The organism is Mesorhizobium sp. P160187 (assembly GCF_057766425.1).
Genome location: NZ_JBYMDX010000003.1, coordinates 1,701,373 through 1,715,878 on the forward strand (window position 1 = coordinate 1,701,373; position 14,506 = coordinate 1,715,878).

Below are 14,506 nucleotides of genomic sequence, written 5' to 3' on the forward strand. Positions count from 1 at the left end.
CTCTTATCGGCCAATTACAGATGCAGGCGCTGCCCCTCATTGCCCTGCCGGTGTCCAGCCGATAGATGGGTAACACTTTGAACCGGATACATAGGTGACACTTCTCTCCCCCTATGCGTCCGCCGCAGCGCCAAGCGGATTGGTTGGCGCGGCGCTGCGGCGGACAAGCTTCATGTGCCGTGTGTCGATGATGCCGAGCGGGTGGGCATGGAATGAGAGTGTCCATTGTCCGTCTTCGGTCTCCAACGCAGCGACCGGTTCGCCCGCCAGCGCTTGCGAGACATATATGAAGCCGCCATTCCATCGGATCTCGCCATTGTGGCGCACGCGGCGGACCGAGGCCTCGGCCGGATAGACGGGCTCGGGTGGTGTCCTGGGCATGGCGCGCTGTGAGGACCGGTAGTGCTGGGCGGGCGTATCCATGCCCAGCGCCTCATGGGGACGTTCCTCATTGTAGCTGTGGCGGAAGGTCTCGAAGGCCTGGCCCTGTGCCGTTCGGTCGGCTTCCGGTGCCTCGGCCATCGGCAGCATGGTCAGGTGAAAGCGCTCGTGACGTCCGTTCTGCTGTGGCCTGCCGGGTGCGATCCGCTCCAAGGTGATGCCGAGCTTGATGAAGCGCACGACAAGCGGCGTCAGCCCGGTGACGCCGGCCGATGCGAAGGGCGGGCCATTGTCGCTTCTGAAGCGATCCGGCAGGCCATGCTCTTCAAACAGCCGTTCGAACACCGGCCAGGCTTCGCTATCGGCCGTCGACCCCGTCGCTTCGAGCGCCAGAAGATAGCGGCTCGACGCATCCATCACCGTCAAGGGTTCGCAACGCCAGCCGTCGCGGGTCCGGAACCAGCCCTTGTGATCGCCAGTCCACACCGCGTTCGGTTCTTGCGGCTGTGGCCAGGGTCCATTGCCGCAGGCCCGCAGGCGGGGTCGCTTGCGGGCGCGGACAAGCCCATGCCGCGCAAGGATCGCGCCGACCGTCGAGGCTGAAGGCCACATGAACTCGGGAGCCGTGCGCCTGAGCCGTGCCACGATCTTCTTTGGACCCCAGAGCGGATGCAGCTCCTTGGCCGCCACAATCCGCTCAACCAGATCCTGAGCTGTCGCCCGGCCATGATTGAGCGGGGCTCGCGGCAGGTCGTGCAAACCCTCAGGCCCAAACGTCCGATAGCGTCCTAGCCATTTGTAGCCGTTCTTGCGTGAGATCCCGTAGGCCGCACAAAGCGCAACCATCGTCTCATCCCCAGAAAGACACTCCACAACAAACCGTAGCCGCTCGTCCATGATGCCAGTCTCTCGCCAAACCATCGCCGGTCCTCCGGCGGACAAGAAAACTGTCACCCATGCTATCGGTCCATTCTGTTACCTATCTATCCGGTTCGGACACCGGGCGTTTCTCCCCGTATAGTGACGGGGAGAAAGGGCTGACCGCAGCCTTGGCGCTCTTCTTGCAACGTTGGCGATTGGCGGAATCGTCGATAACAGCGACCCCTCTCCCCGCCACTATACGGGAGAGGATGCCGGCAGGCAGGTGAGGGGCAGCGCCAACGGACGGGAAAATGAAGCAACTCATGCCTGAACCGTTTACCCTCCATTTCGTCCAACCCCTTGCAGTCCGCCGCAACTTTGAACAGTCTGTGCCTGCACGGGGGCAAGGCTAAATGCGCGGCGAAGTTCTTCACTATGACGAGGCCCAGGGTTTCGGCTTCATCGCCGGGGCGGACGGCAACCGCTACACCTTCGCGCGCGAGGATCTGCGCCGTGATACCGTGATCGCGAACGGCGCCGTGGTCGAGTTTCTGCCGGCAAGCGGTCAGGCGCGCGACGTTTTTTCAATCCGCGCCCAGCCCGCCAGTCCCGCCACCGCTGCGCCAGCGGCAAGCGCCGCGCCGCCCAAGGCGGCTGCCGCTTCAGCCGCGCCACAGCATTTCGGCCGCCTGGCGGAAGACGGCGCGGCTCGTGATAGCGGACTGCCGGGTTATTTCTGGCGAGGCGTGACGCGCAACTACATCAACTTCGCCGAACGCGCCCGCCGCAAGGAATTCTGGGGCTACTGCCTGTTCTGGACCGTCAGCTTCATCCTGGTCGGAATTGCCGGCGCCCTCGCCGACCAGGCCGTCGGCAATTTCGATGCCGGCAACTGGCCGATTGTGATGATCGGCGTCTGGGGGCTGTTTTGGCTAGCGACGTTCCTGCCCTGGGTCGGGCTCGTCGTGCGCCGCTTGCACGACATCGGCCTGACCGGCTGGCTGGCAATACCTTACTTCGCAATCACCTTCATGTTCGCTCCGGCTACGCTGATCCTCGCGCTGATCCTCGGATTGATCCCGACCCAGGCCCACGAAAACCAGTGGGGGCCGGTGCCTGGAGGAGGCGGAGCCTAGACCCGCACCAAGAAATGAGCAGCCGGCTGTTTGCGGACAGCCGTGCTATAACAATGGCTTAGGTGGCAGCCGGGAAGGCAGCTGCTGTTTTGACCGAACGAACGAAATATTTCTCTTGCCATTTAGTCTGTGCACAGATAATCTGTGCAATCATCAAATCGACGATCGAAAACGGATAATGGAGCCAAGACAAATGTGGACCAACGAGTACACCGCAATTTCCCCCCTTTCGGCGCAGGCCATCTGGAACGCGCTCAAGGCGCTGCACGAAGGCCGCCTCACCTACGAAGGGTCCGATACCTTCGTGCTGCACGGCCCGTTCGCCAAGGGCACCCGCGTCTCTGTAACGCCCGTCGGGCAGGACACCTTCGAATCGACGATCGTCGATCTTGTCGACACTGTGACGTATGCCGACGAGACCTCGTTCGGCGACACGAAACTGCTGTTCAGGCATACGCTGACGCCGGTCGAGGGTGGCACTCAAGTGACTCATCGCCTCGAGATTTCCGGCCCATCGGCCGCCGAGGTCGGACCAGAGCTCGGGCCGCAGATCAGCGGCGATTTCGACACTTCGATGGCCAAACTGTTCGAGCAGGCAAGGGTGTTGGCGAACGGTGGCTGATCGGGGGGATCTGAACACGCGCTTCAGCGGACCATCCGAGAGCCCCGGCTTGCTGCTCTGGCGAACCACCATGCGCTGGCAGCGCGTCATGACGGCGGCGCTGGCCCCGCTTGACCTTACCCATGTCCAGTTCGTGCTGCTGGCTTCGGCGATGTGGCTCGGCCGCTATGGCGAGCCGCCCAACCAGGTGCAGCTCGCCGCCCAGGCCGGCACCGAGGTGAAGATGACATCGGACGTCGTCGCCCGGCTCGAGGCAAAGGGACTGATTGTGCGGGACACCAACCCGCGGGATTCCCGCGCCAAGGTGATCCGCGTCTCCACGACGGGGACGGCCGCAGTCCAGCGCGCTATCGTCGCCGTCGAAGCCGCCGACGCTGCTTTTTTCTCAGCCGTGGATGAGGCGCAACTCGTCGGCCTGCTGAAACGGCTGGCCGGCGAGATCCGCTGAGTCGGCCGCTAAGCCAGGAACTTGGCGATGATGGCATCGCCCATTGCGACAGTGCCGACTTCGGTCATGCCCTCGGACATAATATCCTTCGTCCGCAGCCCGTCGTCGAGCACGGCGGCTATGGCGCCTTCGAGCTTGTCGGCCTCATCGACCATGCCGAAGGAGTAGCGCAGGCACATGGCAAACGACGCGATCATGGCGATCGGGTTGGCGATGCCCTGTCCCGCAATGTCGGGCGCCGAGCCATGCACCGGCTCGTACAGCGCCTTGCGCTTCCTGGTCTTCACATCGGGCGCGCCGAGCGAGGCCGACGGCAGCATGCCGATCGATCCGGTCAGCATGGCGGCGATGTCGGACAGCATGTCGCCGAACAGATTGTCGGTGACGATGACGTCGAACTGCTTTGGCCAGCGCACCAGCTGCATGCCGCCGGCATCGGCCAGCATGTGGTCGAGCTTGACGTCAGCATATCTGGCTGCGTGGGTCTGGGTGACGACCTCGTTCCACAGCACCCCGGATTTCATCACGTTGCGCTTTTCCATCGATGTCACGTGGTTCTTGCGCGTGCGCGCCAGCTCAAAAGCGACGCCGGAAATGCGCTCGATCTCGAACGTGTCGTAGACCTGCGTGTCGATGCCGCGCTTCTGGCCGTTGCCGAGATCGATGATCTGCTTCGGCTCGCCGAAATAGACTCCGCCGGTAAGCTCGCGCACGATCAATATGTCGAGGCCCTCGACGACTTCCTGCTTCAGCGAGGACGACGCGGCCAGCGCCGGATAGCAGATGGCGGGCCGGAGATTGGCGAACAGCTCCATATCCTTGCGCAGCCGTAGCAACCCGGCCTCGGGACGCACCTCGTAAGGCACCTTGTCCCATTTCGGCCCGCCGACGGCGCCGAACAGCACGGCGTCCGCAGCCATCGCCTTTGCCATGTCGCCATCCGAAATCGCCGCGCCATGCGCGTCGTAGGCACAGCCGCCGACCAAGCCTTCATCAGTGGCAAAACCGCTGCCGAGCTTTGCGTTCATGGCCGCGATCAGCTTCTTCACCTCGGCCATCGCCTCGGGGCCGATGCCGTCGCCGGCGAGCAGGAGAAGATTTTTCGAAGCCATGGAGAACCGTCCGATGCTGTTTGGAGAAACCGCGGCCTTGCTAAACGCCAAGAGCTTGCGGCGCAAGGGGATGAAGAACGCTACGACGGCGCCCGCCTCTCAAGACCTGGGTTCCTCGCCGTGGCCAGAGGCGGGGGAGAGGAACAAATCACTTGTGCGACAAAATATTCACCAACCGGCCGAACGGATCGCGCACATAAAACCGCCGTACGCCCCACGGCTCGTCGGCCGGACCGTATTCGACGGCAAAGCCGGCGGCCCTCATGCCTTGCAGCGCCGCATCGACATCGTCGACCTCGATGGAGAGGTCCGGCACCGGCGTGCCGGAGCCGCCCTGGGCCATGAAGCTGATCTGCACCTGCATCCGTTCGTCGGACCCGTAGGTGACGATCCAGCCCTGATCCATCAGCACATCGAGGCCAAGCACGTCCTGATAGAAGCGTTTCGCCGCCGCCGCGTCCTGCGTCCCGATATTGGCTACGATGCGCCGGACCGTCATGGCTTTGGCCTCCTCAAGCCGTGCGCCGCAGCGCCGTGACTTCGATCTCGATCTTCATTTCCGGCTTGTTGAGCTGGCACACGATCATCGTCGCCGCCGGCCTGATCTCGCCGAAAGCCTCGCCGAGGATGGGGAAGACGACGTCCACGATGGCCCGGTCTGTGATGTAGTAATGCGCCCGCACCACATCGGCCATGTCGAAGCCGCCATCCCTCAGCGCCTCCGCGATGGTCGCCAGGCAATTGCGCGTCTGCGCCTCCACCGTTTCCGGCATGGTCATCGTCGCATAGTCGTAGCCGGTCGTTCCCGACACGAAGCACCAGTCGCCCTGCACCACCGCGCGCGAATAGCCGGCGGTTTTTTCGAAGGGCGAACCGGTGGAGATGAGTGTGCGCATGGAGCCTCGCTGTGGTTTCGGACACTTTGCAGGAAAGGACCGGCCAGGCCATGGGCCAAGTCAGGTGCAAATCTTGGTCGTCGGCGGGACAGCACCCCCCTCTGGCCTGCCGGCCATCTCCCCCTCAAGGGGGGAGATTAGCAGTTCGGACGCCTTTCTCGCTTTCCACATTTGCGATTGGCGAAAGCCAGAGTGACGTCTGATCTCCCCCCTTGAGCGGGAGATGCCCGGCAGGGCAGAGGGGGGTGTGACGGATCGCGACGGAACAAGCATGAACACCGATTGTTCGCCGCGCTGCCGCGAACTCTAGTTCCCCGACTCCTGCGCCTTGTCCATTGCTTCCTTCACATCCGCAGGCCAGGTCTTCACGTCAGGCCACGCCTGCGGCTCGCCATTGTCGCCGCGCCGGGCGAAGTAGAGCGTGTGCTTGGCCGGGTCGACCGCCATGAAACCGTCATTGCTGCCGCATGCGTGCGGCACGCAGCCGGTGGCGTAGAAGGCGCCCGACGCCGTCTTTTCGGTGCCGCCGCCGACCAGCAGGCTGGTCGCCATGTCGGGCATGGTGTCGCCGAGTAGCGTCTGCGCCGCCTTGTAGACGGCCTCATTGTGGAAGGCGTCGATGATGTTCTGGTATTTGGCCGGATCGACGTCCTTCCAGTCCGTACCCGGCTCCGGCGCGTAGGTCAGGTCGCCCGAGATCGTCAGCCCGTCGCTGGGCGACCATTGCAGCGCTTGCTTCGTATCGCCCGGCAACAGATACGGCACGAAAAAGATGGCGTTGTCGGCCACCGCCGCCGGCGGCGCGCCGCATTCGTCCTGTTCGACCTTGAGGCTTTGTATCTCGCCGCCTTCCGGCTTCCAGACGATGACCTTGGCCGGGCCGCACTGGTTGCCGCCGTCGCCGACATCGACCAGCGCCACGTCGACGCCGCCGACCTTGACTGTTCTGTCGAAGAACACGTCGTAATTGCTGGCCAGCTGCTTGCCGTCATAGGCCAGCACCTTTTCGCCATCCTGCTCCGGCTGGGTGATGGTCAGCTGCCCGCCCTCGAACGGGACCGGCCCCTGGCTGTCATCGTCCGCCAGGGCCGCATTGCTCGACGCGCCCGGATCGGCGGCGGACGGATCTTCTGCCGGCACGAGGACCGTGTCGGTCTGTGCTTGCGCGCCGGCCACCGGCATCAGCATCCACGCCAGCGCGCAGGCGCCGGCAAGAAGAAAACGTGTCATGACTGTCCCCTCCGTTCAGCCGCCACGAACCCGGCTTTGTGGCGGCCGGGCCATCTCGTACCACTCAGGCCCAAGGACGCTCGGCAGCGTTCTTCTTCTCGAACGAGGCGATGGCGCCGGCCTTCTCCATGGTCAGGCCGATATCGTCGAGACCGTTCAGCAGGCAGTGGCGCTTGAAGTCGTCGAGGTCGAAGGTGACCACGCCGCCGTCGGGGCCGCGGATTTCCTTGGCCTCGAGGTCTACCGACACCGTCGCATTGGAGCCGCGCGAGGCGTCGTCCATCAGCTTCTCCAGGTCTTCGGGGCTGACGGTGATCGGCAGGATGCCGTTCTTGAAGCAGTTGTTGTAGAAAATGTCGGCGAACGACGTCGAGATGACGCAGCGAATGCCGAAATCGAGCAGCGCCCACGGCGCGTGTTCGCGGCTCGAACCGCAGCCGAAATTGTCGCCGGCGACCAGGATCTGCGCCTTGCGGTAGGCTGGCTTGTTGAGCACGAAGTCGGGGTTTTCCGAGCCATCGTCCTTGTAGCGCATTTCGGCGAACAGGCCGCTGCCGAGCCCGGTGCGCTTGATCGTCTTGAGATAATCCTTGGGGATGATCATGTCGGTGTCGACATTGACGATCGGCATCGGTGCGGCGACGCCGGTGAGCTTGGTGAATTTTTCCATGGCTTTTGCCCGTTCTTGATCGATAATTCGTTGCGTCAGGGTTTGCTGGCGCCCGGTTTACACAAAGCCGCCGGCAAATAAAAGGCAACTGTTGGTGCGCGGCCCCGATCGAAAGATCGGCGCGGCACTGTCTTTAAAACCAGCTGCCGTTGGTGCACCTTACGCCCATGACCGCACAATCGAAGATTATCTATGCCCGGGAGCCTGAGCTCGACGTCGCCGAATTCCGCCGCGTGCTGGTCGAATCCACGCTCGGCGAAACACGCCCCGTCGATGACGACGCCCGGCTGCAGGCGATGCTTTCGGCCGCGAACCTGGTGCTGACGGCGCGGCTCGACATCGAAGGCAGGCCGCTGATAGGCGTTATCAGGGCCATCACCGACTTTTCCTGGGTGTGCTATGTCTCAGAGCTCGCCGTATCCCAATCTGCGCAAGGCCTCGGCATCGGCAAGGGCCTGATGGACGCGGCCCGCCGGCAGCTTGGGCCTTCGGTCGCCATCAGCCTGATCTCGATGCCCGACGCCGTCGGCTTCTATGAGCGTATCGGCATGACGCGAATGGCCGACGCGTTCTGGTTCTCCCGCGAGGGCTAACGAGCGTCGAGCGCAATTGCCGATCGGGTTGGGCAGTCAAGGCGGGCAAGGTTCTCGGCAATGCGGAACGGTGTTCAGGACACCGCGGAGCAACGCCTCCTTTGTCGCCCTTGACCCGCGCTTCATCCGGTCCAAATCCGCAGGATGGGAAATCGCCGATCTCTGATAGGCACCGCCGGCTGGGGAATTCCGTCTCGATACAAGGCTGACTTTCCGCAATCCGGTTCGCATCTCGAACGTTACGGAAAACGCTTTCCGGCCGTCGAGATCGACACCACGTTCTACAAGCCGCACCGCCGCGAGACCTATGAGCGCTGGGCGCACGCCGTGCCGGAGCACTTCCGCTTCGCGGTCAAGGCACCGAAGAACATGACCCATGATCATCGCCTCGCCGATTGCGAGGGGCTGACGGAGGACTTTCTCGGGCAGGTCGAAGGTCTCGGCGAAAAGCTGAGCGTGCTTCTGGTGCAGCTGCCGCCGAGCTTGCCCTTCGAGCCGGAGGTCGCCGGCGGCTTCTTCGACATGTTGGGCAGGCGTATCCGGGCAAGGCTGGCATGCGAGCCGCGCCATCCCACCTGGTTCAGTGCCGAGGCGGACGCACTGCTGGCCGGTCACCAGGTCGCACGGGTCGCCGCCGACCCGGCTTCGGTTCCGGAGGCAGCAGGGCCAGGTGGCTGGCCCGGCCTTGCCTATTTCCGCTGGCACGGCGCGCCGCGGATCTACTATTCGGGTTACGATGCCGAAACGCTCGACCGGTTTGCGCGGCAAGTGGAAGCAGCGGCAGTTTCCGGCGCAGAGGTCTGGGGCATTTTCGACAACACGGCCGCCGGGCATGCGCTGGGCAACGCGATGGCTGTCAGTGCGATGGTTGCTTAGACTCTCGCGGGACAGCACCCCCCTCTGGCCTGCCGGCCATCTCCCCCGCAAGGGGGGAGATCAGATGCCGCGACCGTTTTCGCCAATCTCCGACGTTGCAAGAATGGCGCCTTCGCCGAAGCTGCCATCTCCCCCCTTGCGGGGGAGATGCCCGGCAGGGCAGAGGGGGGTGGGCGGGAACTCGACAGAGCGATCCTATTCCGCCCGCCTCAAATCACGTTCAATTCCCGAAACGCCCGACCTTCGGCCACCCGTTCGTACCCAAACGCCGAGCAATCCACCGTCCGATACCCGCCATGCACCAACAACTCCGCCAGCGCCTTGCCGACGGCCGGCGCCTGCTGCAGGCCGTGGCCGGAAAAACCGTTGGCGAAGATGAAATTCTCGACCTCGGGATGCGGTCCGATGACCGCGTTCTGGTCGAGCGTGTTGTAGTCGTAATGGCCGGCCCAGGCGCGGGTCGGCTTGATTGCTTCGAAAGCCGGAATGCGGGTTGCCAGCACCGGCCAGATCACCTCTTCGAACAGCGGCCAGTCGACGCCGAAATCCCGGGGGTCGGCGGGGCCATCGCCCTCCTCCGGCTCGGCGCCGCCGGTGAGATAGACCGAGCCTTCCGGCCGGACATAGATGCCGGATGGGTCGACCAGCAGCGGCATGTCGGCGTATTTTTCCCGCGCCTCGAAGACGAAAACGTTGCGCTTGCGCGGCTCGACGGGCAGCACGAGTCCCGCCATGCCGGCCACCCTGCCGGCATTCGGCCCGGCGGCATTGACGACGATGCCGGCTTGCAGTCTTTCGCCATTGTCGAGGTCCACGCCGGTGACGCGGTTGCCCTGCCTCTCGATGCCGGTGACGTCGGCGGCGATGAAATCGATTTGTCTGTCGCGCAGCGCCTTGCGGAACAGCGTCAGCATCGCATGAGCGTCGAACCAGCCCTCGCCGCTGCGGCCGAAGGCGCCGGCGCTGATGCCTTCCGTCGACAGCCACGAAAAGCGCTTTGCCAGCTGGTCGGCATCCTCGAGCAGAATGTTGGCGCCCTCGGCGACCTGCGCCTCGTGGTTGGCTTTCAGGATCGGCAACCCGGCCTCGCCGGCCAGGATGAGATAGCCGCCCTCGCGAAAGCCGATATCGGCATCGGCGCCGAAGGTCTCCTTCAGCCGCCGGAACAGGTTTAGCGTGAACTGCGACAGCCGGATGTTTTCCGGGATCGAGAATTGCTGACGGATCGAGGCCATGGACAGCGTCGTTGCCGCATGGGCGAATTGCGGATCGCGTTCGATCAGCGCAATCGAGCCGGTAAAGCCTTCCTCGCGCAGATAATAGGCGACAGAGGAGCCGACGATGGCCCCGCCGATGATGACAATGTCGTAGCGCACGTTTTCTCCGATCCGGCCGCCGGTATGCTTCACGCCGCCGGCACAATGATCTCGAAGCGCGTGCCGCGTCCGGAGTCAACCAGCGCGATCGTGCCATCATGCGCTTTCAGGAGGGCCAGCACGATGCCGAGGCCCATGCCGGTGCCGCCGGACTCACGGCGCGTGGTGAAGAACGGCTCGAAAATGCGGGCCCTGTTGCTCGGCGAAATACCGGCGCCGTCATCGCTGACCGCAACGGTCGCCTTGCCGTCGGCGGTGGCCGCAGAGAGAAGAACCTGGGTGGCTCCGTGCCTGGCCGAATTGTCGATCAGATTGGCAAGCACGATCGCCGCATTCTCGGCTGATATCCGCAGGCCGATTTCGCCACCCGCCTCAATGTTGACCGCCAGCCGGCCATCGACCGGAAGCAGCGCCAGCGCTGCATCGAGCGATGTGCTTTCGCCGCTCGGCGCCAGATTTTCGGCGCGCGCCAGGTCGAGCAGGCGACGCACCAGCAGATTGAGCCGGCCGGCGTCATTGACGATGTTGCCGGAGAACCGCTTGCGCTCGGCGGCATCCATCGCCTCGCCGGAATCGCGCAGCAGCTCGGCCGCGCCCTGGATCGCCGTCAGCGGCGATTTGAGCTCGTGCGAGACATGGGTGGCAAAAGTCTGGATGCTGTCGGAGCGCGCTTGCAGCTTTTCGGCCATGTCGAGAAAGGCGGCGGACAGCTCCGCCATTTCGCGCGTGCCGTGATGGTCGAGCGGCCGGATCGCGTCGCGGTCGCCGGCGGCGATGCGCCTGGTGCGCTCCATCAGCGCGTAGATCGGCCGGCTGACGGTGCGCAGGAAGACCAGCGCGATCAGCAGCGTGCCGAACAGCATGGCAATGGCCGCCAGCGTCACCTTGCCGCGTTCGCCATAGAGATGTTTGACGATGTTGTTCGGCGTCCGGGAGAGATAGATCACGCCGGCGACGTGGCCAGCGACCGCAATCGGCATGGCGACGAAGACACGAACTTTCGTGCCGCGGCTGACCGAATAGAGCGGCGGCGGCGGCTGATCGGGGATTCGTTGCCTCAATGCGCTGGCATAGCGGCCGGCAAGGGCCTCGCGCACCTCCTCGACATTGGCCAGGGATAGTCCGACCTCGTCGCGCCCGGCAATGACGACGCCCTTGGGATCGAGCAGCCGGAAGCCGGCCAGCGTGGTTTTTTGCGTCGTGTCGAGAATGCCGGACAGTCGCGCGCCGATGGCCGTGAAGGCTGGATCGGTGGCGGCGGCAATGCCGGCGGGCCGGGTCGGCAGCAAATAGTCGGAGGCGAGATCGAGGGTAGGCTCGATCGGCTGGTAAGGCGTGTCGTCGCCGCGGCTGGCTTCGCCGCTGTCAGCCTGCATCGGCACCCCAAGCTTCTCCGGGGCAATGGCGGCGTCACTGATATTCTGCGCATAGATGGCGGCGATGACGGCGCCTTGCGCGATCAGCTCGCCCTCGGTCTGGCGGATCAGCTGGTTTTCGTAGAGCCGGAAGAAGAACAAGCCGACCAGCGGCAGCGCCAGCACCATGATGAGGATGGCGAGAACCACCGTGGCCAGCCTTGGCCGCCATTTGGTGCCGATCCATTTGGCGTCGCTCAGGCGCCGCATCGGCCGAGCCGGAAACCGACGCCATGCACGGTCTCGATGGCGTCGAGACAGCCCGCCGCCGCCAGCTTGGCGCGGATGTTGCGGATGTGGCTGTCGACGGTACGGTCGGCGACATGGATGTTGGCGGCATAGGCGCTGGCGACCACCAGGTCGCGCCCCAGCACATGCGCCGGCCGCGCCAGAAATCCCTTCAGGATCGAGAATTCGATCGCCGTCAGCGCCAGCGCCTTGCCGTCGAAACTGGCGCCGTGGCTGGCCGGCACCAGGCTGAGCTTGCCATGCGCAAAGGCCCTGTCATCGGCCGGATCCGGCGCCAGCGGGCGGGCGCGACGCAGGATGACATTGACGCGCGCCACCAGTTCACGCGGGCTGAACGGTTTCGTCACATAGTCGTCGCCGCCCATCTCCAGTCCAAGGATACGGTCGATTTCTTCGTCACGCGCCGACAGGAACAACACCGGCACATCGGAGCGTTGTCTGAGCCGCCGGCAGACCTCCAGCCCGTCCATCTCCGGCATGCCTATGTCGAGCACGACGAGGTCGGGCTCGCGGCGCTCGATCGCCTGCAAGGCGGCCGCGCCGTCGGCCACCGCTTGCGTCTTCATCCCGGCCTTTTCCAGCGCAAAGCAGATGACCTCGCGTATGTGCGGATCGTCGTCGGCGACCAGGATCTGATGCGGCATGGATCTAACGGTCCGGCACTGAAGGTTGCGAGGGCTGGGTAGGGGGAGGAAGCACGAGCGGACCTCTCTTGTCGAGAACCTGCACGAGCCTCCAGCCGCGAAAGCTCCAGGCGCGCCACTGCTTCTGCTCGGCGATAGTGTCGTCGATCATCATTTGCTCGGCCAGATAGGTGGTTTGGTTTCCGAATTGGTGCATGTAGAGGCGGTCCAGCGCCGGCATGGCGGCAGCGCCGAGCGAGCGCAGATATTCGGTATCGATAGGCGTGCCGTCACCGGTCATTTCAAGGGAATGGTCGACATTGAAATTGGCGATCGTTGCGGCGAAGTTGATGAAGCAGCAGACATAAAGCGTCGCCGATAGCGTCGCAAGATTGGCGGAGAGCAGCCATTCGTTGGATTTTCCAACCGCGATGCGGGCAATGATCAGTGCAAGCCCTGACGCCACCAACCCCATCCAGACGAAGGCGGCGATGCGCCAGTAGGTCAGTGCATAGACGCCGATATAGAGATCGAGCCTGAGAATCGACGAGATGACCAGCACGATGTTCTGCGCCACCCAGGCATAGACCAGCCGGCGGATCAGCGGATCGCCTGAGGTTTCGCTGCCCGGCCGCAGCGCCGCCAGCACGAAGCCGGCGGCCAGCAGCGCGGTGGCGATCAGTGGATAGGCGCCGCGATGCGCATAGGCGGCATAGCTCAACCCGTCCGGCAGGGCGACCCCACCCCAGAGATAGGCTGCGTCGAGCCCGGTCTGCAGCGCAAACAAGGCGTTGAAGACGATCAGCGCGCGCAGGATCGCGGCCTTGCCGAAGACGACGGCCTCGATCGTTGTCGCTGGTTTAGTCGCGGCCGGTGCGGCCACGGCTGCAGGCGGCGTCAAAGGTGGAAGGCGGCGCGGGAAACGCGGCAGGCGAGGCCGCAGGAAAGCCCAGACGCCGGCGATCACGAACAGCCAGAAGACGATCCGCGCCAGCTGGATGAGATCGAGCAGCTTCATCAGGTCGATCAGCGACAGCCAGTATTCGATGACCGGATTGGCGGCGCCGAACAAGAACAGGAACACCGCGCCCAGCGTCACCGGCATGACCCAGACGATGATGGACGCCAGGCGGATGCGGCGGCCGCCAAGCCGGCGCACCGTGCGGCGCCATTGGAAAAAGTCACGGATAAGGCGCAGCGGCGCCGCCAGCAGGAACAGCGCCACCTGGCCGGCAATGCGGGCGATGCCGTGCCGTAGCCGCCCGGACAGGGACAGCGCAAACACCACCAGCGCCACGACAGCTATCGCCACCGACAGCGGGCTGACGTTCTCGGCCAGCGGCAGCAGCGCGACGAACAAAGCGGCCGGCTTGAGCCAGGGTCGGGTGGAATTCAGCGCGGCAGGATGCACAGCGACCACCGCGCCGGCGATCAGGATGGCAAACAGCAGCACCGTGATCCCGGCGGGCTGGCCGTAAAAGAAAAAATCCGCCAGCGCCACGAGCAGGACGGCGATGCCGAAGCGGCTGGAAAAGCTTGCAAACGATGTCATGCGCGGATTTTCCTGATGGGCTGGGTCCGCTCGGCCGGTGGGCGGATAAAAGGGAGCAGGCTCGCTTCCAGGTAAGGGCGGGCCGCCGCCCGGGGCGGATCGACCAACCACCAGCTTTCGCTGCGCAGGCGATAGGGCAAGGACCAAAGGTGAGCGTTTCGCTGTTGCATGCCGCTGTTGTCGCGGGCTCGCATGGAAACGGCGGGGCGGAGCGGAGGAGGTTTTCCGCAGGGATGTGCAGTTTTCGTGCAGGACCTGTGCTTACGGCCGGGGCGCTCCCCCCCATCTTTCCGGACGTTGGCGCTGTCCCAGCCAGGCTCCTTTCCTCTCCCTCCGGAGGGGGGAGAGGTGGCTCGGCGAAGCCGAGACGGAGTGGGGGAACCACCTGGCAATCGCCGCGAACGGACATCGGAAGGGCACTGAGCGCATGGGTCGACCCCCACTCCGTCGAGCTTCGCTCGACACC

Annotated in this window: 15 protein-coding genes; 5 read left to right on the plus strand and 10 right to left on the minus strand. The window is 64.4% G+C overall.

The window, feature by feature from the left end:
- Positions 1-111: 111 nt before the first annotated feature.
- Positions 112-1,302, minus strand: coding sequence for an integrase core domain-containing protein (locus AC3CCE_RS11655; protein ID WP_023826017.1), 1,191 nt, complete (start codon positions 1,300-1,302; stop codon positions 112-114).
- Between the two features lie 353 nt (positions 1,303-1,655).
- Between AC3CCE_RS11655 and AC3CCE_RS11660 the strand changes: the two genes are divergently transcribed.
- From AC3CCE_RS11660 to AC3CCE_RS11670, 3 genes are all read left to right on the plus strand, one after another.
- Positions 1,656-2,378, plus strand: a complete 723-nt coding sequence (locus tag AC3CCE_RS11660; protein ID WP_352513768.1) for a DUF805 domain-containing protein — start codon at positions 1,656-1,658, stop codon at positions 2,376-2,378.
- A 193-nt stretch (positions 2,379-2,571) separates the two neighbouring features.
- On the plus strand, positions 2,572-3,000 hold the full coding sequence (locus AC3CCE_RS11665) for an SRPBCC family protein (RefSeq protein ID WP_023694553.1): 429 nt from the start codon (positions 2,572-2,574) through the stop codon (positions 2,998-3,000).
- A gap of 70 nt (positions 3,001-3,070) precedes the next feature.
- Positions 3,071-3,448 (plus strand): MarR family winged helix-turn-helix transcriptional regulator, encoded by a 378-nt coding sequence (locus AC3CCE_RS11670; protein ID WP_023671693.1) that lies wholly within the window; start codon positions 3,071-3,073, stop codon positions 3,446-3,448.
- Between the two features lie 8 nt (positions 3,449-3,456).
- Here AC3CCE_RS11670 and leuB read toward each other — a convergent pair whose 3' ends face one another.
- The 5 genes from leuB to leuD form a co-directional block, all read right to left on the minus strand.
- A complete protein-coding gene (gene leuB, locus AC3CCE_RS11675) occupies positions 3,457-4,560 on the minus strand; it encodes a 3-isopropylmalate dehydrogenase (protein WP_023706813.1) in 1,104 nt (367 codons plus the stop codon).
- Between the two features lie 148 nt (positions 4,561-4,708).
- The gene (locus AC3CCE_RS11680) at positions 4,709-5,059 is read right to left on the minus strand and encodes a VOC family protein (protein ID WP_023740123.1); all 351 of its coding nucleotides are present in this window, start codon (positions 5,057-5,059) and stop codon (positions 4,709-4,711) included.
- A gap of 13 nt (positions 5,060-5,072) precedes the next feature.
- On the minus strand, positions 5,073-5,456 hold the full coding sequence (locus AC3CCE_RS11685; protein ID WP_023683820.1) for a RidA family protein: 384 nt from the start codon (positions 5,454-5,456) through the stop codon (positions 5,073-5,075).
- Between the two features lie 306 nt (positions 5,457-5,762).
- Entirely contained in the window at positions 5,763-6,686 is a 924-nt protein-coding gene (locus AC3CCE_RS11690; protein ID WP_023694555.1) for an Ivy family c-type lysozyme inhibitor, read from the minus strand.
- A 64-nt stretch (positions 6,687-6,750) separates the two neighbouring features.
- Positions 6,751-7,356 carry a 3-isopropylmalate dehydratase small subunit gene (gene leuD / locus AC3CCE_RS11695; RefSeq protein ID WP_023694556.1) on the minus strand — a complete coding sequence of 202 codons (606 nt, stop codon included), beginning with the start codon at positions 7,354-7,356 and terminating at the stop codon, positions 6,751-6,753.
- A 167-nt stretch (positions 7,357-7,523) separates the two neighbouring features.
- On the opposite strand from leuD, the gene AC3CCE_RS11700 reads away from it, so the two are divergent.
- Together AC3CCE_RS11700 and AC3CCE_RS11705 are read left to right on the plus strand one after the other, a co-directional pair.
- The gene (locus AC3CCE_RS11700) at positions 7,524-7,949 is read left to right on the plus strand and encodes a GNAT family N-acetyltransferase (protein ID WP_023687647.1); all 426 of its coding nucleotides are present in this window, start codon (positions 7,524-7,526) and stop codon (positions 7,947-7,949) included.
- Between the two features lie 144 nt (positions 7,950-8,093).
- Positions 8,094-8,825 carry a DUF72 domain-containing protein gene (locus tag AC3CCE_RS11705; RefSeq protein ID WP_023816094.1) on the plus strand — a complete coding sequence of 244 codons (732 nt, stop codon included), beginning with the start codon at positions 8,094-8,096 and terminating at the stop codon, positions 8,823-8,825.
- 209 nt (positions 8,826-9,034) lie between these two features.
- Here the strand turns inward: AC3CCE_RS11705 and AC3CCE_RS11710 are convergent, their stop codons facing one another.
- The 4 genes from AC3CCE_RS11710 to AC3CCE_RS11725 are packed head-to-tail and all read right to left on the minus strand — an operon-like array spanning position 9,035 to position 14,040.
- The gene (locus AC3CCE_RS11710) at positions 9,035-10,201 is read right to left on the minus strand and encodes an NAD(P)/FAD-dependent oxidoreductase (RefSeq protein ID WP_023706810.1); all 1,167 of its coding nucleotides are present in this window, start codon (positions 10,199-10,201) and stop codon (positions 9,035-9,037) included.
- Between the two features lie 29 nt (positions 10,202-10,230).
- A complete protein-coding gene (locus AC3CCE_RS11715) occupies positions 10,231-11,826 on the minus strand; it encodes a sensor histidine kinase (protein WP_023683814.1) in 1,596 nt (531 codons plus the stop codon).
- Positions 11,814-12,509 (minus strand): response regulator transcription factor, encoded by a 696-nt coding sequence (locus AC3CCE_RS11720; RefSeq protein WP_023683813.1) that lies wholly within the window; start codon positions 12,507-12,509, stop codon positions 11,814-11,816. The genes AC3CCE_RS11715 and AC3CCE_RS11720 overlap by 13 nt, the downstream gene beginning before the upstream one ends.
- A 4-nt stretch (positions 12,510-12,513) precedes the next feature.
- Complete coding sequence (locus AC3CCE_RS11725) at positions 12,514-14,040, minus strand: DUF4153 domain-containing protein (RefSeq protein WP_023816095.1); 1,527 nt, start codon at positions 14,038-14,040, stop codon at positions 12,514-12,516.
- Positions 14,041-14,506 lie beyond the last annotated feature (466 nt).

Excerpts from the sequence above, each read along its gene's own strand:
- AC3CCE_RS11670 (WP_023671693.1), top strand. The coding sequence starts at position 3,071 with ATGCGCTGGCAGCGCGTCATGACGGCGGCGCTGGCCCCGCTTGACCTT.
- leuB (WP_023706813.1), bottom strand. The coding sequence starts at position 4,560 with ATGGCTTCGAAAAATCTTCTCCTGCTCGCCGGCGACGGCATCGGCCCC.
- AC3CCE_RS11720 (WP_023683813.1), bottom strand. The coding sequence starts at position 12,509 with ATGCCGCATCAGATCCTGGTCGCCGACGACGATCCGCACATACGCGAG.
- AC3CCE_RS11665 (WP_023694553.1), top strand. The coding sequence starts at position 2,572 with ATGTGGACCAACGAGTACACCGCAATTTCCCCCCTTTCGGCGCAGGCC.
- AC3CCE_RS11655 (WP_023826017.1), bottom strand. The coding sequence starts at position 1,302 with ATGGTTTGGCGAGAGACTGGCATCATGGACGAGCGGCTACGGTTTGTT.
- AC3CCE_RS11705 (WP_023816094.1), top strand. The coding sequence starts at position 8,094 with ATGGGAAATCGCCGATCTCTGATAGGCACCGCCGGCTGGGGAATTCCG.
- AC3CCE_RS11685 (WP_023683820.1), bottom strand. The coding sequence starts at position 5,456 with ATGCGCACACTCATCTCCACCGGTTCGCCCTTCGAAAAAACCGCCGGC.
- AC3CCE_RS11715 (WP_023683814.1), bottom strand. The coding sequence starts at position 11,826 with ATGCGGCGCCTGAGCGACGCCAAATGGATCGGCACCAAATGGCGGCCA.
- AC3CCE_RS11660 (WP_352513768.1), top strand. The coding sequence starts at position 1,656 with ATGCGCGGCGAAGTTCTTCACTATGACGAGGCCCAGGGTTTCGGCTTC.
- AC3CCE_RS11725 (WP_023816095.1), bottom strand. The coding sequence starts at position 14,040 with ATGACATCGTTTGCAAGCTTTTCCAGCCGCTTCGGCATCGCCGTCCTG.
- AC3CCE_RS11690 (WP_023694555.1), bottom strand. The coding sequence starts at position 6,686 with ATGACACGTTTTCTTCTTGCCGGCGCCTGCGCGCTGGCGTGGATGCTG.
- leuD (WP_023694556.1), bottom strand. The coding sequence starts at position 7,356 with ATGGAAAAATTCACCAAGCTCACCGGCGTCGCCGCACCGATGCCGATC.
- AC3CCE_RS11680 (WP_023740123.1), bottom strand. The coding sequence starts at position 5,059 with ATGACGGTCCGGCGCATCGTAGCCAATATCGGGACGCAGGACGCGGCG.
- AC3CCE_RS11700 (WP_023687647.1), top strand. The coding sequence starts at position 7,524 with ATGACCGCACAATCGAAGATTATCTATGCCCGGGAGCCTGAGCTCGAC.